The 23198-nt window shown below is 44.7% G+C and carries 20 protein-coding genes, 1 tRNA gene and 1 pseudogene; 11 read left to right on the forward strand and 11 right to left on the reverse strand.

Annotated elements, in window-relative coordinates; translation table 11 throughout:
• Both KT99_RS17470 and rmuC read right to left on the reverse strand, forming a co-directional pair.
• Positions 1 to 648: pseudogene (locus KT99_RS17470) on the reverse strand (transglycosylase SLT domain-containing protein); the annotation flags it as partial.
• 50 nt (positions 649 to 698) lie between these two features.
• Positions 699 to 2192, reverse strand: coding sequence for a DNA recombination protein RmuC (rmuC, locus tag KT99_RS17475; protein ID WP_005502744.1), 1494 nt, complete (start codon positions 2190 to 2192; stop codon positions 699 to 701).
• 297 nt (positions 2193 to 2489) lie between these two features.
• Here rmuC and msrP point away from each other — a divergent pair, with 297 nt between their 5' ends.
• Both msrP and msrQ read left to right on the forward strand, forming a co-directional pair.
• A complete protein-coding gene (gene msrP, locus KT99_RS17480; protein ID WP_005502750.1) occupies positions 2490 to 3512 on the forward strand; it encodes a protein-methionine-sulfoxide reductase catalytic subunit MsrP in 1023 nt (340 codons plus the stop codon).
• Between the two features lie 328 nt (positions 3513 to 3840).
• Positions 3841 to 4500: a protein-methionine-sulfoxide reductase heme-binding subunit MsrQ gene (msrQ, locus tag KT99_RS17485; protein ID WP_050774383.1), complete on the forward strand. Its 660-nt coding sequence runs from the start codon at positions 3841 to 3843 to the stop codon at positions 4498 to 4500.
• 158 nt (positions 4501 to 4658) lie between these two features.
• On the opposite strand, the gene KT99_RS17490 is transcribed toward msrQ, so the two are convergent.
• On the reverse strand, positions 4659 to 4982 hold the full coding sequence (locus KT99_RS17490) for a hypothetical protein (RefSeq protein ID WP_005502756.1): 324 nt from the start codon (positions 4980 to 4982) through the stop codon (positions 4659 to 4661).
• A 193-nt stretch (positions 4983 to 5175) separates the two neighbouring features.
• Between KT99_RS17490 and KT99_RS17495 the strand changes: the two genes are divergently transcribed.
• The 3 genes from KT99_RS17495 to KT99_RS17505 are packed head-to-tail and all read left to right on the forward strand — an operon-like array spanning position 5176 to position 8109.
• A complete protein-coding gene (locus KT99_RS17495) occupies positions 5176 to 5670 on the forward strand; it encodes a putative 4-hydroxy-4-methyl-2-oxoglutarate aldolase (RefSeq protein WP_040572168.1) in 495 nt (164 codons plus the stop codon).
• Between the two features lie 31 nt (positions 5671 to 5701).
• Positions 5702 to 7528 (forward strand): AsmA family protein, encoded by a 1827-nt coding sequence (locus tag KT99_RS17500; RefSeq protein WP_040572165.1) that lies wholly within the window; start codon positions 5702 to 5704, stop codon positions 7526 to 7528.
• A complete protein-coding gene (locus KT99_RS17505; protein ID WP_005502762.1) occupies positions 7528 to 8109 on the forward strand; it encodes a BsuPI-related putative proteinase inhibitor in 582 nt (193 codons plus the stop codon). The genes KT99_RS17500 and KT99_RS17505 overlap by 1 nt, the downstream gene beginning before the upstream one ends.
• 107 nt (positions 8110 to 8216) lie before the next feature.
• Here KT99_RS17505 and KT99_RS17510 read toward each other — a convergent pair whose 3' ends face one another.
• The 3 genes from KT99_RS17510 to gloB all read right to left on the reverse strand — a co-directional run bounded on the left by KT99_RS17510 (position 8217) and on the right by gloB (position 12484).
• Complete coding sequence (locus tag KT99_RS17510) at positions 8217 to 9779, reverse strand: methyl-accepting chemotaxis protein (RefSeq protein WP_005502764.1); 1563 nt, start codon at positions 9777 to 9779, stop codon at positions 8217 to 8219.
• 273 nt (positions 9780 to 10052) lie between these two features.
• A complete protein-coding gene (locus tag KT99_RS17515) occupies positions 10053 to 11588 on the reverse strand; it encodes a lytic transglycosylase (RefSeq protein ID WP_005502766.1) in 1536 nt (511 codons plus the stop codon).
• Positions 11589 to 11674: 86 nt separating this feature from the next.
• Positions 11675 to 12484 carry a hydroxyacylglutathione hydrolase gene (gene gloB / locus KT99_RS17520; protein WP_005502768.1) on the reverse strand — a complete coding sequence of 270 codons (810 nt, stop codon included), beginning with the start codon at positions 12482 to 12484 and terminating at the stop codon, positions 11675 to 11677.
• 194 nt (positions 12485 to 12678) lie between these two features.
• Between gloB and KT99_RS17525 the strand changes: the two genes are divergently transcribed.
• A complete protein-coding gene (locus KT99_RS17525) occupies positions 12679 to 13398 on the forward strand; it encodes a class I SAM-dependent methyltransferase (RefSeq protein ID WP_005502770.1) in 720 nt (239 codons plus the stop codon).
• Between the two features lie 16 nt (positions 13399 to 13414).
• The gene (locus KT99_RS17530) at positions 13415 to 14311 is read left to right on the forward strand and encodes a LysR substrate-binding domain-containing protein (RefSeq protein WP_005502772.1); all 897 of its coding nucleotides are present in this window, start codon (positions 13415 to 13417) and stop codon (positions 14309 to 14311) included.
• A gap of 14 nt (positions 14312 to 14325) precedes the next feature.
• Here KT99_RS17530 and rnhA read toward each other — a convergent pair whose 3' ends face one another.
• Complete coding sequence (gene rnhA / locus KT99_RS17535; protein WP_005502774.1) at positions 14326 to 14790, reverse strand: ribonuclease HI; 465 nt, start codon at positions 14788 to 14790, stop codon at positions 14326 to 14328.
• A 67-nt stretch (positions 14791 to 14857) separates the two neighbouring features.
• On the opposite strand from rnhA, the gene dnaQ reads away from it, so the two are divergent.
• The 3 genes from dnaQ to KT99_RS17550 all read left to right on the forward strand — a co-directional run bounded on the left by dnaQ (position 14858) and on the right by KT99_RS17550 (position 17367).
• On the forward strand, positions 14858 to 15580 hold the full coding sequence (dnaQ, locus tag KT99_RS17540) for a DNA polymerase III subunit epsilon (protein WP_005502775.1): 723 nt from the start codon (positions 14858 to 14860) through the stop codon (positions 15578 to 15580).
• 138 nt (positions 15581 to 15718) lie between these two features.
• Positions 15719 to 17050 carry a TIGR03503 family protein gene (locus tag KT99_RS17545; protein ID WP_005502776.1) on the forward strand — a complete coding sequence of 444 codons (1332 nt, stop codon included), beginning with the start codon at positions 15719 to 15721 and terminating at the stop codon, positions 17048 to 17050.
• A gap of 240 nt (positions 17051 to 17290) precedes the next feature.
• Positions 17291 to 17367: transfer RNA gene (locus KT99_RS17550), tRNA-Asp, on the forward strand.
• A 155-nt stretch (positions 17368 to 17522) separates the two neighbouring features.
• On the opposite strand, the gene fadE is transcribed toward KT99_RS17550, so the two are convergent.
• Positions 17523 to 19970 (reverse strand): acyl-CoA dehydrogenase FadE, encoded by a 2448-nt coding sequence (fadE, locus tag KT99_RS17555; RefSeq protein WP_005502778.1) that lies wholly within the window; start codon positions 19968 to 19970, stop codon positions 17523 to 17525.
• Positions 19971 to 20218: 248 nt separating this feature from the next.
• Here fadE and KT99_RS17560 point away from each other — a divergent pair, with 248 nt between their 5' ends.
• The gene (locus KT99_RS17560; protein ID WP_005502788.1) at positions 20219 to 21001 is read left to right on the forward strand and encodes a class II glutamine amidotransferase; all 783 of its coding nucleotides are present in this window, start codon (positions 20219 to 20221) and stop codon (positions 20999 to 21001) included.
• Positions 21002 to 21031: 30 nt separating this feature from the next.
• On the opposite strand, the gene KT99_RS17565 is transcribed toward KT99_RS17560, so the two are convergent.
• The 3 genes from KT99_RS17565 to KT99_RS21125 form a co-directional block, all read right to left on the reverse strand.
• On the reverse strand, positions 21032 to 21820 hold the full coding sequence (locus KT99_RS17565) for a DUF3108 domain-containing protein (protein ID WP_005502789.1): 789 nt from the start codon (positions 21818 to 21820) through the stop codon (positions 21032 to 21034).
• Positions 21821 to 21930: 110 nt separating this feature from the next.
• A complete protein-coding gene (locus KT99_RS17570) occupies positions 21931 to 22257 on the reverse strand; it encodes an MGMT family protein (protein ID WP_005502791.1) in 327 nt (108 codons plus the stop codon).
• A gap of 422 nt (positions 22258 to 22679) precedes the next feature.
• Entirely contained in the window at positions 22680 to 23015 is a 336-nt protein-coding gene (locus tag KT99_RS21125; RefSeq protein ID WP_005502793.1) for an MFS transporter, read from the reverse strand.
• Positions 23016 to 23198 lie beyond the last annotated feature (183 nt).

Consider the following 23198-nt stretch of genomic DNA (forward strand, 5'->3'; position numbering starts at 1 on the left):
TGTTGCAGTGATTTTTCTGGATAGATAAGTCAGTAATCCGTGTTGATTGGCATTAAAACTGAGGAACATACGCGACCAGAGCATCTCTTGAGTGCGATAACCCGATTTTTGCCAGAGCTGAAAGAGCGGATCACACTCTTCTGGCCTCGATTTACCATAGAGCCAGAGTGATTGAGCGCCTTTAAACGCGGTTGCTTTATCGCCTGCAGCCAACTTAGCACGGTAGAAATAACACTGTAAAATGGTGTTATTGGGTCTGCTTGGGCTGACCATTAAGAAGTCATCCCAACGCTGCTTGGCGCCAGTTGTCATTAAATAGCGATATCTAGCCGTGTTAAATAGGGGAGTATCTTTAAATTGGTCAATCTCTGCTCTGGCTTTGCTACCTTTATGAGTCAGAATGCCATTGATATTGGAATTAAAATCCAGGTAGACGGTCAGAGGGTAGTCATCGAGTTGCTTACGTAATTTGTTATATCTCGCTAACTGATTGTTTTTTAGCGCTTTTCTTGCCTCTAAGTACGTTTGTTGCTCGGCAGTGTAATCACTGGCATGAGCTGGGTTAACCACCGAACTCGCCATCAAGAACAGGCTCAGGCTGGTATAAAAAAACAAGGATTTTAACACGCCGTTAAACTGCTTATGCATCGCATCTTCCTTTAATATCCATATTTATCAGGAGATCATCTGTTGACTGACTAATTCAATTTGGCCCCAGGTTCTGGATAGTCTGATAATGCGCTATCCAATAAGCGCTGATCGATTTTTTTACTGGTATCCACACCTAATTGCTGCATCTGATGGGCTTGTCTGACTAAGTTTCCTTTACCACTTGAGAGCTTGTTCATGGCGTTGGCATAGCTTTTCTCTGCGCCTTCGATGGCCCTACCGAGTTTCTCCATATCTTCGATAAAACCGCACAGTTTATCGTATATCTTTCCTGCTTGTTTGGCGATACGTTGAGCGTTTTGATTTTGATATTCATAGCGCCAAATATTGTTAATTGTCCTTAATGCAACTAAAAGATTGGTAGGGCTGACCAGCATGATGTTGAGCTCTAAGGCATAGTTCACCAGGCTAGGGTCATGTTCCAGTGCGAGTAAAAATGCCGGCTCCAAGGGGATAAACATGAGCACGTAATCCAGGCTGGTTAGCCCATGAAGCTTTTGATAGTTTTTTTGGCTCAATCCTTTAATGTGACCCCGGATAGAGAGGACATGATCTTTAAGCGCCTGTGCTTTGATATCATCATCATTATTGAAATACCGCTCATAGGCGACCAATGACATCTTAGCATCGATGACGACATCTTTATTTTCAGGCAGATGAACGATGACATCGGGCTTAAAGCGCTTACCCTCATCATTTTTAAGCTCAGTTTGGGTGTCATACTCATGACCCTCTCGCAAACCACTCTCTTGTAATACACGCTCTAAAATGACCTCTCCCCAGTTACCTTGTTGTTTATTGTCACCCTTGAGTGCCCTGGTGAGGTTGACAGCGTCTTGACTCATCTGCTGGTTGAGGGCTTTGAGTGATTCCAGCTGGTGCCTGAATGCACTGCGCTCGGATTGTTCAATAGTATAAGATTCCTGAACTTGTTTCCTAAATCCCTCAAGCTGTTGTTTAAAAGGGGCTAACACCGCATCTAAATGCTGAGTACTTTGGCTCTGCAACTTCTCACTGCGTTCTTCAAAAATCTTATTGGCGAGATTCTCAAATTGGATTTTTAAACGGATTTCCACACTCTCTAATAGAGAGACTTTATCTTCCAGAGCTTGTTGCTGCGTACTAAATTTGACGGTTAAGGTCTGTTGCATGGCATTGGATTTTGATAGGGATAGCTGGGTTTCCATCAGTTTTCGCTGAGATTCTTGCAGTTGACGGTCTAATTGAGGCAGACGACTCGATTCGGCTTGAGCTTGCCCTAAGGCGCTGAGATTTTTCTCGACCTTAGCGTATAAGGTTTCTATCTGTGCTTCTTTATCTAGTAGCAATGAATCCCTGTGGCCGATCTCAATTTGGATTTCATCTAACGTGTGTTGGTGTTGGTCTGCAAGTTGCTTTTTAACATCTTGCCACCTCTGTCGAGTCAGACGTTGGTTCAATAAGGCGCCGATGAGAAGAAACAGAAAAGCGATCGCACTCAATACGATGATTTCGGGCAGTGACAGAGGTAGATTTGTTGGCATAAGAAGGTGGCCATAAAGAATGAAGCGAATAGACTCTCATGCAAGATGACTATCTTCAAGTGGCATCTTGCAGTATTTAGCGTAAATGAATAACTCTTAATCGTATGTTGTTAATATGTTGACTCGCGGTTGTGGGGGGGAGATGAGCGTTTAAAAGCCGATGTGATAAGGTTAACTTCTAACATCAGATGAATATAGATTAAGTTAACTGAGATTTTAGGAAATTTTTTGTTACTTTTTCCTGTCTAATACTTGTGTGTGATTTTTACCGCTTAACATTCAAAAGGGACTGTATAGATGAAGTTTACCCAAGGTATAAGACAAAAAGCCCCATGGGAGCTTAAAGATTCAGATGTGACGCCGGAAGCTGTGTTTAATGACCGTAGACGAATCATCAAGGCTTTGGGGCTTGGCGCCTTAGGTGCGAGTATTCCAGGCCAAGTTCAGGCCGGAATCTTCGATCTCTTTGGTGACAAGAAACCATCTCAATTTCTTACTTCACCGTTAACTTATACCTCAAACTTGAGTTTTACCGGGAATGGGACGACAACGCCGTTCAATAAAATCACCACTCACAATAATTTCTATGAGTTTGGTACCAGTAAACAGGATCCTTCTGAAAATGCTCAAGGGCTAAGTGTCGATCCTTGGAAGCTTGTCATCGAAGGAGAAGTCGAGCGTCCCTTGACCTTAGATTTAGACGATCTAACGCAGATGATAGCCTTGGAAGAGCGTACCTATCGTCTTCGCTGTGTCGAAGCTTGGTCTATGGTGGTGCCTTGGGTGGGATTTCCTCTTGCTAGCTTGTTGAAAAAGGCCGGGGTGAAGAGTCATGCTACTCATGTGGCTTTCGAGACCTTGTTTGATCCCGAGCAGATGCCCGGTCAGAAGAGTCGCTTAATGGGCGGCGGGATCCATTACCCCTATGTCGAAGGCTTAACCATTAACGAAGCGATGAACCCATTATCCTTCATGGCGGTTGGCTTATATGGCAAAACCTTACCGCCTCAAAATGGCGCGCCAATACGTTTGGTTGTGCCTTGGAAGTATGGCTTTAAGAGTATTAAGTCCATCGTCAGGATCCGCGTCATGGATAAACAGCCACCCACTAGCTGGAATCAGCTTGCGTCTCATGAATATGGCTTTTACGCCAATGTGAATCCAAATGTCGACCATCCACGTTGGTCTCAGGCTACCGAGAGGCGCATTGGAGAGGGAGGCCTGTTTTCGGCCAAGCGGATTAACACGCAAAAGTTTAATGGCTATGGGGAGCAAGTGGCAGATTTATATTCGGGGTTAGATTTAACAAGATATTTCTAGTCAGAAAATGCAGCAGGCGATAAACAATAGCGGTGATAGGCTTATACCATTCCGAGTAAGTATCTGATCATTCAGCGGGAGTTCAAAGCGCTGTAGGCAAGGCGAATGTTTGAAGCTAATAGTTATTCTATATCGAGAACATTCAACGTAGCATAAAGGGCTTTGAAACCCGCACTGCGTGAGGCTCTCAGCGTTTCCACTTCTGTGTTACATTGACTTAAAAGGGAATAACCATTTCCTCATCAATGCGCCTTGAATTGAAAAAACTGAGAGTCTCTGAACTGGCCAGATACTTATATGGAATGGTATTAGTGATACAGTTGGAGAAATAATGCGGTTAACTTCGAAACATCTTTTTTGGCTGAAAGCCGTCATGCATCTGGTCGCCTTATGGCCTATCGCTTATCTGGTTATATCCGTAGCCTCAGGTGATGCTGGGGGGGACCCTGTGCAGTACATCATTCATTATACCGGAGTCGGTGCCCTCAATGCCTTAGTGATCCTACTGATGATCTCTCCTTTAGCACGTCGCTTCAAACAGGGGATATTGATGCAGACACGCCGTCTAATCGGCCTCTATGTGTTTACCTATGCCAGTTTACATATTCTGGCCTTTATCAGTTTAGATCTCTTGTTCGAATGGTCACTCTTGTTTCAGGAGATCTTTAAGCGCCCCTACATATTAGTTGGGGCTGTGGCTTATCTGATTCTCATTGCCTTGTCTATTACTTCATTAAAAGTCATCAGAAAGAAAATGGGCAGACGTTGGCAGCAATTACATAACTGGGTTTATCTGGTTGCCATCTTAGTGCCTATTCACTTCTATTGGTCGGTGAAGTCCGAAATCATCGAGCCCAGTATCTATATCTTAATTGTTATCGGGTTATTGACATTAAGGTTGCCGATAGGCAAAAAGTTGTCCCAGATATTCACTAAAAGTTATATCGGTAAATTATTTTTCCACAAATTTCTTAAGGATTATCAATAGACATGATTATTAGCCTTTTTAGAAAGGTAAAAATCTCGAGTTGCCTGTTTCTTATGTTGGGTTTATCCATACTCGCGACCACATTCATGTTCCAGTTTGCTCTTATGAGTATCGATAATATGTTACTGGGTGAGAAAGAGAACTAAAAACCAGATAAATTAATTTGTCTGGTTTTTTAAATTAACCATGACTTGCACAACGTCGTCATATGAGATGTTGAATTGTCTGGAAATATTGATGACTTTAGTTTTATAAGTTTGAATGTTTTCATGTTGGGTTATTTGGTGCTTCTTCTTTGCAACCAAGTCTTCTACCGTATCTTGTAATATGAGTAAACGACGTAAACTATAATCAAGCGAATCGATATATTTAGTCATCTGCTGTTTATTTCGAGCTTGAGATAAATCACTCGAGTGTTTTTTATCGAAGCCGTATTCATCTAAAGCCGCAATGGCATCTTGTAAGTCATTGTTATCAAGCATTAAAGTTCAATTATCTCGAGTGGGTAAGAAGGACAGTAGTATTACGTTCCAATAATAGCTAATTATAGACTTTTTGTTCCGGCTCTCAAAGGCATTTGATCATATAAAAGCTAAAGTAGGTAAATGTTTCAGGATATTCTTGTTGTCGTAATAGTGAAGGAGTAATCTTTAATTTTATTCAATGGAGCATAAGATGAAGGATCTGCTACCTGATTTATTCGATTATTTTAATAATGAACTGGTTTTGTTAACGACTCAATACCAGCAATACGGCAAGCGTACAATATTTTGGGGTGAGCTGGTTACTATTAAGTGTTTTGAAGATAACTCAAAAGTAAAAGAGATCCTTAAAACAGAAGGTAAAGGTAAGGTACTCTTCGTCGATGGCGGAGCTTCGATTAACAGGGCTCTACTCGGTGACTTAATCACCTTGAGTGCAGTTGAAAATGGTTGGGAAGGTATTGTTATCAATGGATGTGTCAGAGATGTCGGTGCGTTGAAACTGATGGATATAGGCATCAAAGCCATTGGTACTAACCCGATAAAAACACAAAAGAAAGGCGTAGGTGAAGTCAATTGTATGATTTCAATGGATAACATTATAATCACACCGGGTATGATGTTATATTCTGATGAAAATGGTATCGGGATCGCCAATACCGAACTCGACCTCTCTCGCTTGCTATAAATTTATCTCAGCTATTTGGATGGAACCTGTTATGAAAATTGTTAAATGGTTTTTTGTTGTCTTATTCCTCATGTTCGCGAGTCTCGTGGCCTATCTGACCCTGGTTTTTGATCCAAATGATTTTAAATCTGAAATCGTCAATGCGGTAAAGAAGCAAACAGGGCGCGATCTCATCATAGCAAAAGATCTCACATGGACATTTTTTCCGAGCATAGGTATCGAACTTGGAGATATTACATTATCTAATCCTAAGGGATTCGATAATGTCTCTATGTTAAAGGTGAGCAAGATAGTTGCGGAAGTAGAGCTTTTGCCTTTATTTAGCAAACAAGTAGAGATTGCTAAATTAAATCTCGATGGCTTGGTCGTCAATCTGGAAACCCGCAAAGATGGACGCACCAGCTTCGATGGTTTACAGACTTCAGCCACGGAAGATAAATCGGCTCAACTTAATGATACTACTGCTTTATCGGGCAGTTTATCGAGTTTGGATATTGGTGGCGTCTCGATCACTAATACACAAATTCGAATCTCAGATAAACAAGCCGGGACCGAACAAGTATTTAGCCTGGATTATTTAACCCTTGGGAAGTTCTCCTTGGGGGAGTTTGCGACTCTCGAGTATAGCTTCAGTGCTGAAATGCCTGATATGACACTAATGAGTCAGGGTAAGGGCTCAATCAGAGTCGCCCAAGACATGACTCAGATTCAAGTTAAAGATTTTAAGATAACTAACGCGATAGCCGGTGAGGCAATCCCCAATAAGAAGTTAGATATCTCATTGTTAACCCAGCTGGAAATCTTGCTAGAGACCAAGCAAGTTCATCTCATCTTGGATGAATTAAATGCAGGCGACATCCAGGCCAAAGGTAAAGTGGATATCGCTTATGGTCATAAAGTGCCTCAAATCATAGCTACGTTAGATTTGGGTGACATAGATCTGGATAAATTGCTGCCACAAACAGATAAAGCTGACAAGGCCAAGGAGAAGAGTCAAGCTGAGGCGACTCAAGTTGAGCCAGATTTAACTGCCATGAAGTCTCTCGATCTCACCTTGGCGCTGACGGCAAAATCCATCAAGGCTGCAAATATGATGACCAGCAATTGGGTTATGGCGCTAACGTTGAAGAATGGCATTCTCAATCTTAAGCAGCTTAATGCCGATCTCTATGGCGGCAAAATTGCTGTCACTGCCCGTCTCGATGGTCGCCAAGCCGTACCCAGTTACAGTTTTGAAAAATCGGTTACAGGCGTTCAGATCCGTGAACTCTTGAAAGATGCGGCTGATGTCGATCTGTTGGCGGGGACGGCAAACTTCAGTGTTAAAGGCAAGGGCAGGAGCCTGCTTGCCGATAATATCAAGAAGAATATTGCCGCTAAAGGTAAGTTTGAGATTGCGGACGGTGCCCTATACGGAGTGAATATTCCGCAAATGATCAGAGCGGCCCAGGCAAAGCTCAGTGGTGGATCATCATCTACAAGTTCATCTGAAAAGAAAACCGACTTCACCTCAATGACCGGGTCTTTTTCGGTCGTCAAGGGCGTCGTATCTAATCCGGATCTGCTGATGTCCTCTCCGTTAATCAGGCTTTCGGGGGCTGGAACTGCCAACATCATCTCCGAGGCGCTGGATTATCAATTAACCACTGCAGTGGTGGGTTCCCTCGAAGGACAGGGTGGAGGAGATAAAGACCTACTCTATGGTATTGAAATTCCATTCTTAATTACTGGCACCATGTCGGAACCCAAATTTGCTTTAGACACCGCGGGATTGTTTGACGCTAAATTGAAACAAGAGGTAGAGAAGGTGCAAGATAAGCTCAAAGATAGTCTGTTAAAGATATTCGGTGGCTTTTAATGAATAAATTATTCTGTGTTTCTGTTGGGCTTATGGCCTTATCTGCTTGCTCTCAAGAAGTATCGCAAGCAGTTACCCCTACTCAAGTTAAACCGCAATCAGTTGTCCAAGCGGAGCCCGCTGGAATCGATGCTTCATCATTAACGTCTACCGAGTCCTATAAATTGGCTAAAGATGTTGAAAAAGCGGAGGGCAAGATGGATAAAGGATTGTTATCCGGACAGTTACAAGTCTCATTGAAAACGGGTTTTACTGTGTCACTCATTATCAGCAACAATCAGAGTTTCGCTGTGCCAATTCAGTATCGCTCGGGTATGACGGCAGATCTTCATTTATTGGACCCGCAAGGAAATAAAATCTGGGCCTGGTCCGATACCATGATGTTTACTCAGGCGCTACGTGACGTGGTGATACCCGCTGGCAAAGTGATTCCAGTGAGATTTACTCTGCCTAAAGATGTATTAGCCCAAATTAAGGGGAAAGGTTATAGCTTAGTGGGGGTTTACGTTGGACATGCAACTGAGTCTAGTCAGCAAGCAATGTCAGATACACGATTATCTCTTGATTCATATCTCAATTAACTTTATATCATAGGTTGGGGCAAGATTAAGAGAATAGCTATAATCTATCAATTTTATTGATGCCAAGGTGTTTAGTTGAATTTCTTGGCATCTTTTTATATATCTTTTTAGCGTTGGCTATCAAATTGATTGACTAAGTCTAATTGTCTTCTGCACTGTATTTTTATTTTCTGACTGCTCAGTGCCGTATTTTCACAACCATCATTTAATCTAGAAGTAGCGGCAGCTAGCTCTTGAGCGTTGCCATAGATCTGGTTTATCACCGTTGCCTGTTCCTCTGAAGCCACTGCTATTTGCTCACCATTTGCGACAATATTCATTAGAGAGTGGCTGACCGATTGGAGACTATCACTTAGCATTTGATCTGATTCGACACTCTTTTCAGTCAAGAGATGACTCTGTTTCATTTTTGATACCGCTTGGGATGTTGTTTTACCTAAGGTATCTATGATTATTTGTATCTCTTTTGCCGATGTTTGGGAGCGATTCGCTAGACTTCTGACTTCATCGGCTACAACAGCAAACCCTCGTCCGGCTTCCCCGGCACGAGCCGCTTCAATCGCTGCATTGAGTGCCAGTAAGTTTGTTTGCTCGGCGAGGGCCTCAATAACCTCGAGAACCGAGTTAACTTGCTTGCATTGGATCTCCAATGTTGAAATAGACGTTTGTGAATCATCTAGCAGTTGAGCTATTTCAGAGGTTGCCTCCTGGCTCCGTGTTAGGGCGATTTCTGTTAATTCTATTTGTTTGACGAGCGCCGAAATCTCATCGCTAGAGTGTGTGGTGTTACGAGCGATGTCAGTGACAGCACTGTTCATTTGACCTATGGCAACCACGATTTGATCCAAATTTTCAGATTGTTCTTCTAACAGATCTTGGTTGTTAATATTTTGTTGGCTGTTCTCGTCCATCTGCAGAGTTAATGCCTCTGATGAGTCTTTAACTCGTCCTATGATAGATAAACTCTCAGCCGTCTTCATTCTTAAACTCATCTCAATATGTGATAGTTCATCGACATAGCCAGTGTAAATTATTTGGCTTAACTCGTTATTTTGAATTTTCTTACTCATAGTTAAAATACAGTTGAACCTTCTGTTTAATTTGAGTAAAGGATATAGAAAACAAAATAGTGCGAACAATATCAAGATGCTTGAGGATAACGTTTTGAGTTGGCTGGCGATGAGCATTAAGCTAATACTGGTGATCCAAGCAATGAATAATGAGGTCACTATGCTAAATGTATTTTTTGCTTTTGGTAATTTCCCCGCGTTGATCGCTTTATAGCAATGACTCGCTCTTTCCTTTAATAATGGATCAGGTTTGGTTCTGACTGATTGGTATTCAACGACTTTGCCATTGACCTTTATTGGGCTTACAAAGGCATTGACCCAATAATAGCCACCATCTTTACATCTGTTTTTTACTAGCCCCATCCAATTCTTGCCATCCTGAATGGATTGCCACATATCTTTAAATGCTGCCTTGGGCATATCTGGGTGCCTGATCACATTATGAGGCTTGCCGATGAGCTCTTGCGCTTCATAGCCTGAGACCTTGGTGAAATCTTCATTAATGTGGGTAATCGAACTATCTAAGTTAGTCGTAGATAGTATTTTATACCCATCAGGGAAGATCACTTCTTTTTCGTGAGTGTATTGGCCGCTATCCATAATATCCTTTAGCCGATTGAGGTGCTTTAAGGGGATGATTATTATGTTTATCGCTGTTGAAAACTGTGATAATCAACAAGTTATAAGATGTATGTTATATGTTTATTATCCAGGTGTGATAGATATCGGTTTAGTTAAGGGTGTGTTTGATTTATGGATAACAGTTAAACGAGGATATTTTGGGGTTACTCGATAGCAAGCCGCCAGAAAGGGAAAGATAACTGCAGTGGTTGCAGTTATCTTTATGTGATCACGAGTATCTGCAAATATGAGCTAGGCACGCACCTTGGTTACATCGACATAGAGCTTTATTTTTTGGCCTTGCTGAATGTACTTAGATTTTTCTAATGCATTCCAACGAACCAAGTCATTGATGCTGACTTTAAACTTTGAGGCTATGCGCGCCAAAGAATCTCCGTTACGCACCGTGTAATGCACCTTGCGGGTGACTGATGAATTATTTTTACTGCCTGTCCAAATCGCTAATTTCTGGCCTATTTTAAGGGTATCTTTTGGTGCCATATTATTCCAACGGGCTAGCTGCGCAGTGTTAACTTTATGGGCTTGCGCAATTTTCCAGAATGAGTCACCCGACTTAACGATATAGTCAATTTTTTCGCTACCACGGCTAATATTTTGTATTGACTTTACTCTTTGAGCTAGGCTGAAGGCGTATTGTTCCAGATCGTTTGCCGCTACTGGGATGAGTAGATGACGCCCAGCTATGATGGTATTGCCTTTAATGTCATTGACAGCACGAAGCGCCGCAGGTGTGGTGCGATAACGCTGGGCTATCAGGCCTAAACTATCACCTGATTTTATCTGGTAGCGTTCCCAGTGCAACCTGTCGTCCGCGTTTGTATCTGCCATGGCTAATTTGAATTTTGCCACCTTGTCTACAGGCAATACTAGGTTGTGCGGGCCATTGGGTGCCGTTGCCCAACGGTTATATCCAGGATTGAGCTTATGTAATGCGGATGTGGTCATATCGGCAAATCCGGCAGCGAGTGCGAGATCTATCTGACTACCCACATCGATCACTTGGATATTGGCTTGATTGTCTATCGGGTAGAGTTCTATTCCATACTTGTCCGCGTTCTTGATGACATCGGCTAATGCGAGAAGTTGAGGGACATAGCGCTGTGTTTCTGTCGGTAGAGCTAATGACCAAAAGTCGGTAGGTTTTCCTTTGCGCTTATTCTTCTTAACGGCGTTTATCACACGTCCTTCACCTGTGTTGTATGCCGCGATGGCATAAAGCCAGTTACCATCCGTCTTCTTATACAGGTATTCGAGCATATCTAAGGCGGCAATGGTTGCGGCGGGAACGTCTCTGCGACCGTCATACCACCAATTCATCTGCAGACCGAAATGTCTTGCCATGGGTGAAGTGAACTGCCACAAGCCAGATGCGGCGCCATGTGAATAGGCGAAAGGATCGAATGCACTCTCAACGATGGGAAGAAGGGCCAGTTCGATAGGCAGATCACGCTTCTCAATTTCTTCGACGATTAAATAGAGGAAAGGGGTGGCACGTTCCGATACTGTCTTGAGGTGTTGTGGGTGCTTGATGTACCAGTCACGATATTGAGTGATTAACTTGTGCTCTGGCACATCGAATGATAAACCCAGGCGGATCCTTTGCCAGACATCGGTGACTTCTGCAACTTCAACTTTTGCTTCAATGACTTCTTCAGGCGAGATCATAGGTAGAATGGGTATAGCTTGAGTATTGTGTTCTTCAGAGACTGACTGACAGCCTGAAAGCAGCACAATACTCCCTGCTAGGACAATGTTTGGTATGCGCATCGAAAAATAATTCCTTAATTCTCTGTCCCTCTATGTTGAAACACTCGAAAAGGGGACTTATTTAGCGCTGCATTGTAAGCTGTTTTTTAGAAATTGTCTTTCCATTGCCTTAGAAGGGCAAAGGTGTCCACAGGATCTGACGCATTTTTCATGAAATGTTGATTAACTGAGGCCTTAATCGTATCGGCATTGCAACGTAGAAAAGGATTGATGTTACGTTCTGTGGCTATGCTGGTTGGAATGGTTGCTACTTGCTTATTTCGTTTGTGCAGACAAAGCTCATGGTATTGGATTAGCTCGGGGTTAGTCGGCTCCACCGAGAGGGCAAAGTCCAGATTGGCTAAAGTATATTCATGGGCGCAATAGACTCGGGTCTCAGCTGGAAGCCGGGACAATGTCATTAAAGAGTCGTGCATCTGCATAGGAGTACCTTCGAAGAGTCTGCCACACCCGCCGCTGAATAAGGTATCGCCACAAAAAAGCTCACCCGCCATCAAATAGCCTATATGGCCTAATGTATGACCGGGCAAAGGAATAATATCGACCCTTAGCTTGAATTGTTTTAGCTTGATATGAGTCTGAATCTGGCTATTGGTGGAGATGGGATTATTGAGATTGGCAATGTTCTCACTATCGGGCCCATATACTTCAATCTGCTGCCCAGCATATGCTAACAGTTTAGCGATGCCGCCAGTGTGATCATGGTGGTGATGTGTTATTAAGATACCCGCGAGTTGTAATTGCTCCGTGTCTAGATAATCTATGACGACTTGGGCATCGCCCGGGTCGACGACGTACACTGACTGATTGCCATTTTGTGCAATAATCCAGATATAATTATCATTGAATGCGGCTAATAGGGTGATTTTTAATTCCGAAAATTCAATTGCTTGCATATGTGTCTCATCTTATCTGCTGGTAATTTCCACACTGAGGGCAGAGCTTCAGTTAATCAAGTAAATTTATTGCGAAGTTTACAGATTCACGTTTTAATGGAGTTAATAACCCTATAATTATACCACTGTAGTTTAGTCAGGTATATTAGCCAGAGTCGCAGCATCAACCAAGGGAGTACTGCTTGTTTAATGACATGAAGGTATTGGTACCTCGAACGTGGTCGCAATTGCCTAATGGAGAAAATATCAAGGCGAGTGTAGAGCAAGAGCTTGCATCATGGTGGCCAAGAGTGTTTGGCTACCATATGTTAAGCCTTGGTCCCTTAAGCGCTGAATTAAAAATGCCTGGTTTGCCTATCGGTCGCCAGTTTTCTCTGTTCGATGGTGATGGTGCAACTTTGCGCGCGGAGTTTAATGCGCTACCCATACAGAACGGGGTCATCGATGCCGTCGTTATGAACATGTTGCTCGAGTTTGAATATGACCCTTATAAGTTACTGCGTGAAACAGACAGAGTGCTAATATCCGGTGGATATCTGTTTATTGTGGGGTTTAATCCCTTGAGTCCGGCTTTTATTGGTAAAGTTCTGCCTAAGTACCAAGATAAACTCCCCTGGTGTGGTCGCTTCTTTACGCCGTCGAGAGTCAAAGATTGGCTTGGATTATTGGGTTACCAAGTGGTGGCTGATGAGCGCATCATTCATCATCATCTGCTGAGTGAAATACGCCAACAAAGTATCTGGCAAAACGCTTTGAAGGCCTGGTTGCCCGGAACCGGTAGCGTTTATCTGATCGTCGCTCGTAAGTTAGAGACGCCATTGACACGGATACATGAAAGGCAGAAAGTCCGTCAGCCTAATTGGACTGCGGCACCCTCGGCGGGAAGAACTGGATATACCAATTCCACTCAATAGATGTAGTAGAATTTAAATGCGAATAACACTGAAGCAATTATCAATATTTGAAGCCGTCGCCCGCAGTGGCCAAGTTGCCAGAGCCGCCGCAATGATGAACTTATCGGCCCCAGCGACCTCCATGGCACTGTCTGAATTAGAGAAGCAACTCGATGCTAGATTGTTTGAGCGGGTAGGTAACCGATTAAGGTTGAATTCTCAGGGGAGCCTCTTACTGCCCTTGGCCACCGAGGCGTTACAGAAGCTAGAGCAGATAGAGCATCTGTTCTCCTCTTCGGAGGCCGAACTCAGTGGCACGTTAAATGTCAGTGCTAGCTCCACAATCGGTAATTACTTGATGGCAAAAAGTGTGGTGGCTTTCTGCCAGCAACATACCAGCGCCTACATAGATCTCGATATTGATAATACTCAAGCCGTGATAAAATCTGTGTTGGAGTTCAGAACTGAAGTCGGGTTTATCGAGGGACAGTGCCTCGATAGCCGCATTAAAGTGGAGGCTTGGCATAAGGATAACTTGCTTGTTTTCTGTCACACGGCGCATCCCTTAGCGGGAAAACGGGTTAAACCCGTGGCATTACGTGGGCAACCTTGGGTGATGAGGGAAGAGGGCTCAGGTACCCGAGATTATTTTATCAGTGCGGCCAATGCACTGGATATGCAGCCCATAGAAAGATTCAGCTTCAGTACGCCCGATGCGATAAAACAAGCGGTCAAGCAAGGAGCCGGCCTGGCCGTGCTGTCCGAATTGACCCTTGAAAAAGAGCTGAGTCGCAAGGAGCTGGCTGTTATCGAGGTTGAAGGACTCGAGTTAACCAGACAGTTTTATCGCATCCATCATAAGAGCCGAAACTTTACCCCGTTATGCGATGCGTTTATCGCCTTCTGTACCAATTTTAATAACTTGTCGGCTTAGCAATCAGCTCTGGCTTAAACCGGATAACCTATATCTTCCTGAGTCGGCTTGGCTTCGGCGGCCACTCTGGCTAAAGTGTCACAGCGTTCATTTTCTACATGACCCGCATGACCCTTAACCCAGCGCCACTCTATTTCATGGGAGGCTGTGGCTGCATCTAAACGTTTCCAGAGATCCACATTCTTTACCGGTTGTTTCGCGGCAGTTTGCCAGCCCTTTTTCTTCCAAGCGTGGATCCATTGAGTTATGCCCTGTCGCATGTATTGACTGTCACTGGTGAGCACGATTTTACAGGGCACTTTCAAGGCTTCCAATGCGATGATAGGCGCCAGTAATTCCATTCTATTGTTGGTGGTTAATAGGAATCCGTCGGAGAGTTCTTTGATTCGTGATTTGTACTGCATCACCACCCCATAACCTCCGGGGCCTGGATTTCCTAAACAGGATCCATCGGTAAATATAGAGAGCGGTTTTAACATCAAGTTGTTACCATAGACAGATTAGTGGGCGAGTATACCCAAAAACTTAAGAAGTGTTAGCAAATTTATGAACATAGTGTCTAGTGCAAAACGTCAAGTTATTCTCGATACCGAAACCACAGGTATGAACCAGGGCGCAGGAGCTATCTTTCTAGGACATAGAATCATAGAAATTGGCTGCGTCGAGGTTATTAACCGTCGTTTGACCGGTCGTCATTATCATGAATATATCAATCCACAACAGCTCATCGATGAAGAAGCCATTGCAGTCCATGGTATTTCCAACGAATATGTCGCGAATAAGCCAAAATTTGCCGAGATAGCACAGAGTTTTATCGAGTTTATTGATGGTGCCGAAGTCGTGGCCCATAACGCGTCGTTCGATATCAGTTTTATGGATCATGAGTTTGGTTTATTGCAGCCAAAAGGACCTAAGACTGCCGATATCTGTGCCATTCTGGATACTTTAGCGATTGCGAAATTTCTGCATCCTGGTCAGAAAAACAATCTCGATGCCCTGTGTAAGCGTTATGGCATAGATAATTCACGTCGCGAACTCCACGGTGCATTATTAGATGCGGAGATCTTAGCCGATGTCTATCTGCTGATGACCGGTGGGCAGACTAAGCTTAATCTTTCAGGCGACAGCGGAGGTGCTGGTGGCATCATACGATTAAGTCAAGAGCGCACCAAACTTAAAGTGATCGCGGCATCGGCCGATGAACTAGCTAAGCACGAAGCGCGTCTCGATATCGTGGCTAAGGGCGGACTCTGTGCCTGGCGTGATTAAGTCACTGGCACAGTGTGATATCAAATAGAGAATAAGGGCATTTTCTTATAGGTCGCCCTATAAATAGCATCAGAACCAAGTATCCGACACTGTATATTCCAATTGCTAACTTTTTCGACGAGGACAGACGTCATCTTTATGAGTGCTAAACATTTTGTTTCGAGCAAAAAAGCATTAACCGCGTTAGTCATGATGCTAAGCACGGTGTTTTCTACATTTGTGTTAGCCGATGTTGTGCCTTCTAGTGAAGCCAGTGTATTGAAGAATCGCTTTAGAATCGATCATATGGTCGATAGTCTCACCCTGTTTATTCAACGCCAATATGGCAGTTCTCCAGTCGTCATCGTTTTACCCGATGGCAGCAAGTGGTATGCCAGTCGGCATCCGAAAGAGGTGCAATGGGTCGATGGTTTGAGCGGTGATATCGTGACCATACATAAGCCTATGCCAGGGCCCTGGCAACTCATAGGCAGAGTTGTAGAAGGCTCTAAGATTCAAAAAATCTCTAAACTGGGCATCAAGGTCGAAGCATTACCCCAACCCTTATTTCAAGGTGAACGCTTAAAAGTGACGGCTCAGCTATTGGGAGATGAACAGCGTTTAAGAATGCCGGGGCTAGATTACTTAGTCGAATGGACCGCTCGTTTCATCAGTGAACGCCTGCCTAGTGATGAAAATTTCGCTGCGGGTACTCTGGTCGTTGGCTTATATAAAGATTATGGCGAAGGTTTAGATGAACGGCCAGATGACGGTATTTTCACCGGGAAAATCAATTTAAATCAGCCATGGGGCCACTATACCTTTCAAGTCAAGGTGCGTAATAATGTGTTTTCCAGAGAAAGCCAGTTTAAGTTCATGTTATCACCTATCCCGATTGAAATTGAAATTCTTGAACCTGAAGACCCTTTAGACGGGCGCTGGAAGCTATATGTAAAAGTCGATGAAGCTGAGGTGCAGTTATCCGAGACACATTTAGATTTTGAATTAGTCGGTCCAGCCGGACTTCAATTACCCATTACATTAAGCAGATTAGAATCATCACAGAGTGAGATTGTCCTTCCGGAAGTATCAGATTTCGGTAGCTATAGAATCAAAGGGATGGCTGCAACGACAACGTTAGGCGGACGAGAGATTGTATTAGCCTTACCTGAACGCTTCTTTAATTTAATCGAGCCTCCTAAGCCGCCACCGACAGCCGAAGAGTTGGCGGCCAGAGCGACAAAGAAAGCGGCCATTGAAGAAACGAAGGCCAAAGGTGATGCTATTTTCTGGATAATAACGGTTAATGTCACAATATTGGTATTGGGAAGTCTGGGATTACTCATCTGGCGTAAGCGACGTAATTTAAAAGAGGCATTAGCCGCAACTCAAAAAAGACTAGATGAAGAGAAAGAGAAAGACTTAGGTCCGACATTAGATGAAATTGATCTGACCATGCCTGAAGATCCTCCTGAGGAGGGAAAAGGCTAGTGAGTCATTTTTCACCCCGGGAAAGCAGTGATTTACGCCTAACTGCTGATTTTTTAACTGATCGGTTTGTCTGCTTAAAATAACTATTGACGCGGCATGCTCGGCTACGTATCATCACCGCGACTTGATGTGGAACGGTAGTTCAGTTGGTTAGGACTATTTGTAAACATGGGCGGCCTGTCACGCCCTTGGTCGCGGGTTCGAATCCCGTTAGCTCAGCATAGTCAGGCAGAAAAGTTAGGAGCGGTAGTTCAGTTGGTTAGAATACCGGCCTGTCACGCCGGGGGTCGCGGGTTCGAGTCCCGTCCGCTCCGCCAAACAACCAAGCCCTCGTCGAAAGACGAGGGCTTTTTTGTGCCTGAAGAATTTGCTAACAGCGAGTCGTCAAGCGTATCTCATCCTTGTGGGTAAATCGAAGACATAAAGAAGGAGGCGTGAGCCTCCTTCTGGTTATTGATTAAATCTTGTGACTCTAAGCGGCCTTTTCATGGCTTTGTTTGCCTATTGCCATGGCTTTCAACTCATCCGGGTCAAAATCATCCACATTGATGGATTTCATGCGACCGATCTCGGCGCGTTCAAGCAGGGCAACTTCTTCATCTGTGAGTACACCTAAGGCTTTCCCTTGTGCGGCAACTTTATCGAGCCACATAAATGGAATACGCTTATCCGCGGCCTTAGATACCTTGGCATGCAGTGGTTCACTGGCAATAATGTCGATGAAGGTCTGCTCCTGTACTCCGACCGGGTTATTTGCACATGGGGTCCAGAATTGACCTTTACCTAAGCGATCACGACTGGCACAAGGTGTCTGCATTATGGTCGCCACTTTATGATCTAGCACATCACTAGGTCGCTTGAGTGGGCGTCCGAACGGGAAGATAATGCCTCGAAGGACAAGGCCTAATCTCATAGGGAAGTTGTTGAGTAGATCGTCGAGTGAGTCCTGTAACTTATATAATGAATCTTCGACGGCCCACTGAACTAGCGGCAAGTCTTCAGTCTGACGTCCCTCATCTTGATAACGCTTAAGGGTGGCAGAGGTGAGATAGAGCTGGCTGAGTAGGTCGCCTAATCTTGCCGATATGCGTTCCTTACGTTTCAGTTCACCGCCTAATGTCGCCATCGCCAGATCCGAGAGCAGGGCTAAGTTAGCGCTGAAGCGGTTCATCTGTTGATAATAACGTTTGGTTTTATCTGCATAGGGCGCATTGGAGAACCTCGAAGATGTCACTCCAAGCCAGAAACTGCGGGCCAGATTACTGAGGGTAAAACCGATATGACCAAACAAGGCTGAATCAAAGGTATTGAGGCCGCGGTTAGCATCGGTATCGAATGCTGACTCCATCTCGGTGATCACATAAGGGTGACAACGAATAGCACCCTGACCATAGATGATCATAGAGCGAGTCAGAATGTTTGCGCCTTCCACCGTAATGGCGATAGGGGCTGCCTGATAGCCTCGACCTAAGTAGTTATTCGGGCCTAAACACACTCCTTTACCGCCGTGGATGTCCATGGCGTCAATCACACACTTCTGCATTCTGTCGGTCAGGTGGAACTTCACGATGGCAGAAATAACCGAGGGTTTTTCACCTAAGTCTATTCCCGTTGTGGTTAGACTGGTCACCGCATCCATCAGATAGGCGTTACCACCAATACGTGCCATGGGCTCTTCGATGCCTTCAAACTTGCCGATAGGCAGCTTAAACTGACGACGGATACGGGCATAAGCGCCAGTTGCCACAGCGGCTGTCTTGATGCCACCCGCTGAATTAGAAGGCAAGGTGATGCCACGTCCCACGGACAGACATTCGACCAACATGCGCCAGCCGTGTCCGGCCATTTTCGGGCCACCTATGATAAAGCTCAGAGGCACAAAGACTTCATTGCCTCGGGTTGGCCCATTTTGGAACATACAGTTGAGTGGGAAGTGGCGACGCCCAATTTCAACACCTTTCATATCGGTAGGTATCAGGGCACAAGTGATTCCTAGCTCTGTCTTATCACCCAGTAGTTGATCTGGATCGCGTAACTTAAATGCCAGCCCCAGCACAGTGGCGACTGGGGCTAGCGTAATGTAGCGCTTGTTCCAGGTTAACTTCATCCCTAGAATTTCTTCGCCTTGCCACTGACCTTTACACACAATGCCAAAGTCAGGGATGGCACCTGCATCACTACCGGCTTCGGGGCTGGTAAGGGCAAAACAGGGGACTTCCAGACCTTGAGCGAGTCTGGGTAAATAATGGTTTTTCTGTTCGGTGGTGCCATAGTGTTGTAACAGCTCGCCCGGGCCTAAGGAGTTAGGCACGCCGACCGTTGAGGCCAGTTCACTGCTGAGACCGGCAAGTTTTTGCAACACGCGAGATTGCGCGTAGGCCGAATACTCGAGGCCGCCGTATTTTTTCTTGATGATCATGGCGAAGAAGCCATTATCTTTCAGGTATTGCCAGATCTCGGCGGGAAGATCACCCAGTTGGTGTGAAACCTGATGTTGATTGAGCATCTTACAGACCTCTTCAACGGGGCCGTCCAAGAAGGCTTGCTCATCGGCACTCAATCTGGCTACCGGATAGTTGTGGAGTTTCTTCCAATCTGGATTTCCGGCAAATAGATCGGCTTCCCACCAAGTGGTTCCGGCTGCAATGGCTTCTTTTTCTGTCGAAGACATCTCAGGCATGATGCCACGATAGATCTTTAATAATGGTTTAGTAAGGAAATGTTTACGAAATGCACTGATGTTCAGTGGCAAGGCGATGGCTAAGAAGATGATCCACGATAGGGGACTCACGACTTCAGTTGCTGAACCGACAGTCATAACGACTGCGGCAATGATGCTAGATGTTAGCAACGAAACTCTTAGGTAGGCGAGTGTGCCTAACACAAAAAGAAACGCGAGGATCCAGAGTAAGCTTGTCACTGTTATTCTCCTTAAGGTGCGACCTGAATATTGAACTGAGGCCAGAGATTTTTCTGATCATTATCACAATTATAGGTTGTGGTCTGACCTGTGTCGCATAAAATTTAAACCTATGTGAAATTTAATACAAGGTTTATTTCAAACAAACGTTTAGATAAATTATTAACGTCGAGATTACACTTTCTGCTTCAAATAGCTAGAATGCGTTAGAATTTAAATATTACAGCTGTAATTAAAGGGTTGAATTAATGTGTGAACTCCTTGCCATGAGCGCTAATGTGCCGACGGATATTGTATTTAGCTTTACCGGCCTGGCTCAGAGAGGTGGTGTTACCGGTCCCCATGTGGATGGCTGGGGGATCACCTTCTATGAAGGAAAAGGTAGCCGTACGTTTAAGGATGCTCATCCAAGTAGTGAGTCCCACATCGCCGAGCTCATTCAGAGCTATCCTATTAAGAGTGAAGTCGTTGTCAGTCATATTCGTCAGGCTAATCGGGGGTGTGTGTCGTTAGAGAACACCCATCCGTTCACCCGTGAGCTTTGGGGGCGCTATTGGACCTATGCTCATAACGGCCAATTGAGCGACTATCAGGACAAATTTACCGTCTCAAGGTTTCAGCCTGTGGGTGATACAGACAGTGAATTGGCATTTTGCTGGCTGTTAGAGAAGGTGGTCGACAAATTTGGTGAGCAAGAGCCTGAAGATATCAGCCTCGTGTATCAATTTATCGCTAAGCTAGCCGATGAAATTCGTTGCTTGGGTGTATTTAATATGATCTTGACCGATGGCGCGCACCTGATGAGCTATTGCAGCAATAACCTCTGTTATATCACCCGCAAAGCTCCTTTCGGTAAGGCTAAGCTCATCGATACCGATGTGGTCATAGATTTTGATAAAGAGACGACTCCTGACGACATCGTCACAGTGATCGCCACCCGGCCTCTGACTAAGGATGAAGAGTGGCATATTTTAGCGCCTGGAGAGTGGAAGTTATTCCGCAAAGGTGTGCTGATCATGGATGAGGCCTGAAACAATTTATTTCGTCCTTTTGCTGCTTGTCTATGGCTGTACCGTTAACTCACTAGCAAGCTCGTCAGCCTTCACGGTTTGCTCAGGAGAAAAATAATAGCTGAGCAGTTTGATATCTAACTGCTTACTGCCTCTTTCGAAGTGAGTTACACGCACGGGCAAGTAGCCTAGATCCGGTGCCATCCAGAAAAAGGTTTGACGTTTCTTACTGTCCCTGACGACTTCAATCTTGATGGTTTCGTAGCTGCCACTCTCGATATTCATTCTTTCTTTGCCTATGACACGAAAGCTATACTCATCGACCTCTCCCTCTTTGACCATGGCATAGTGAAACTCTTTCTTTCCTTGGGCCATGTCGAGTCGAAATTGCAGCTGAGCCATGAGGGGGTCGTACAAGATATCGGTATAATCGAGTGTAGACCTTTCATCTTTATAGCGAGTGTGAACGACTTCTTGTTCTCTGGCAAAGGCGGCTTGTTCTTGAAAGCTAGGGCCCGTGCCTTTCCTGTTATGGATATACCGCATGGGGATGAGTTGGTCGCCTTCGCGGATGAAATCACTGCGTACATTACGTCTATCTGATAACACCAGTAGGCTGACATCACTGTCGAAACGGTAATGGTAGAGATTGCCTTCGGGTTTAGGGAGCTGAAAACGGGCCTTTCCTAGTTCGATACTGCCGTAATTGACCTGATATTCTGCGGTTTGTGGGCTTAGCGGGCTCGGGGCCGCAGCCACGTAGAGGCTGAAGAGGAACAAATTTATTGCTAACACTACACGCTGACCAATCGACAATGACGTCTCCTTAAATGTTTGCATGGATAAGTTGTTACTTGCTTGCAGAGTCCAGGATCGCTTTATAGCGACGGCTTAGTTGCTGTGACTTAGCCTTAATATTTGTCCTGAATTGTCCGATAATCCAGTTTTAGTTAAAACGGCAGTTGTAAAACCAGTGTGGCCATATCCGGTCGCCATTCAAATTTGGCTAAAGATATTCGTCCTCGGTTGACCTCTACGCCATCTAACCTGAGTAGCTGCATTTGAGTTCGGAATGCTTCAGTATCTGGTTTGAAAGAGATTTTTCCTTGGCTGTTGATGACTCTGTGCCATGGCAGGTTTAATGTTCCAGGTGCCATCTTTAAGGCTTTAGATACGTATCTTGCCATACCGGGTAGCCCTGCTAAATCGGCGACCTTACCATAGGAGCTTACTCGCCCCTTTGGCAGCATGGCGACGATGAACCAGATTTTTTCCATGGGGGATTTAGCGACCGCGGGGGACGTCGAAAAAGCGTCTGGATTAGGGGGTGTGCAGTGTTCCGCTAACCTTGTCATTCATACCACCCATTGACCATTTACTGCATCATATCCTCTTCGATTTTAACTCGCTAGTTCAAAGGGGAATAAACCGAGATCTTAGTGAGTGTCTGTAATGTCTGCGGCTGATTTGTCACGACTAATTTAACTAGTTGTAATTACTTGTAAAATAAAAAGATTGATGCGTTATTTACTATAAAGATTCAGCTTTATAAAAGAGACATGGGCTTTCTACTAGGGATTAGGTTTGGCAAAGTGTTGTTAGATATACCGATTGGAATCATAAAAAAGCCCATAATTCATCACAGAATTATGGGCTTTTAAACTGACAGTCATGACAAGATTAATTGGGTACTCACTGACTAAGCCACCTCTGCTTCACTCTCCAGAGGCTTATTCTCTGGGTGTTTCATGACACCAAACTTGTGGAACAAGACCAGGCCTAGGGCTGTGACTAAACCGAAGGCACCTATGATGTACCACATGAGATCTGGCCTTTGAGCTTGTTTTGCCACTTCTGAATAGAGATAGCCGGACAAGGGACCCGCCAGTAAAAATCCGATGGCAGATGATACGAAGTAGTAACCCATAAACATGGCCTTCTTGTCGTGTGGGGCAAAGCTGGCGACATATTCCTGACTCTTAGGTGAGGCGACCATCTCTCCAACAGAGAATACCAAGATAGAAGTCAGCACCATAGCGCCCCCATGATGGCACCGTGGGCCACGCCGCCTAAAGCGGTGCCGAAGCATGATCACAGTGCCGGCGACAGCACGGGTAAAGCTGGATTCTCTGCACACGGCTGACTATACTGCAGACACGATAGAGAAAGTAGCCCATCATGTATTCAGGTTATCTGACGATACTCTGTAGACAGCATG

Source organism: Shewanella benthica KT99, from assembly GCF_000172075.1.
Taxonomy (GTDB): domain Bacteria; phylum Pseudomonadota; class Gammaproteobacteria; order Enterobacterales; family Shewanellaceae; genus Shewanella; species Shewanella benthica_A.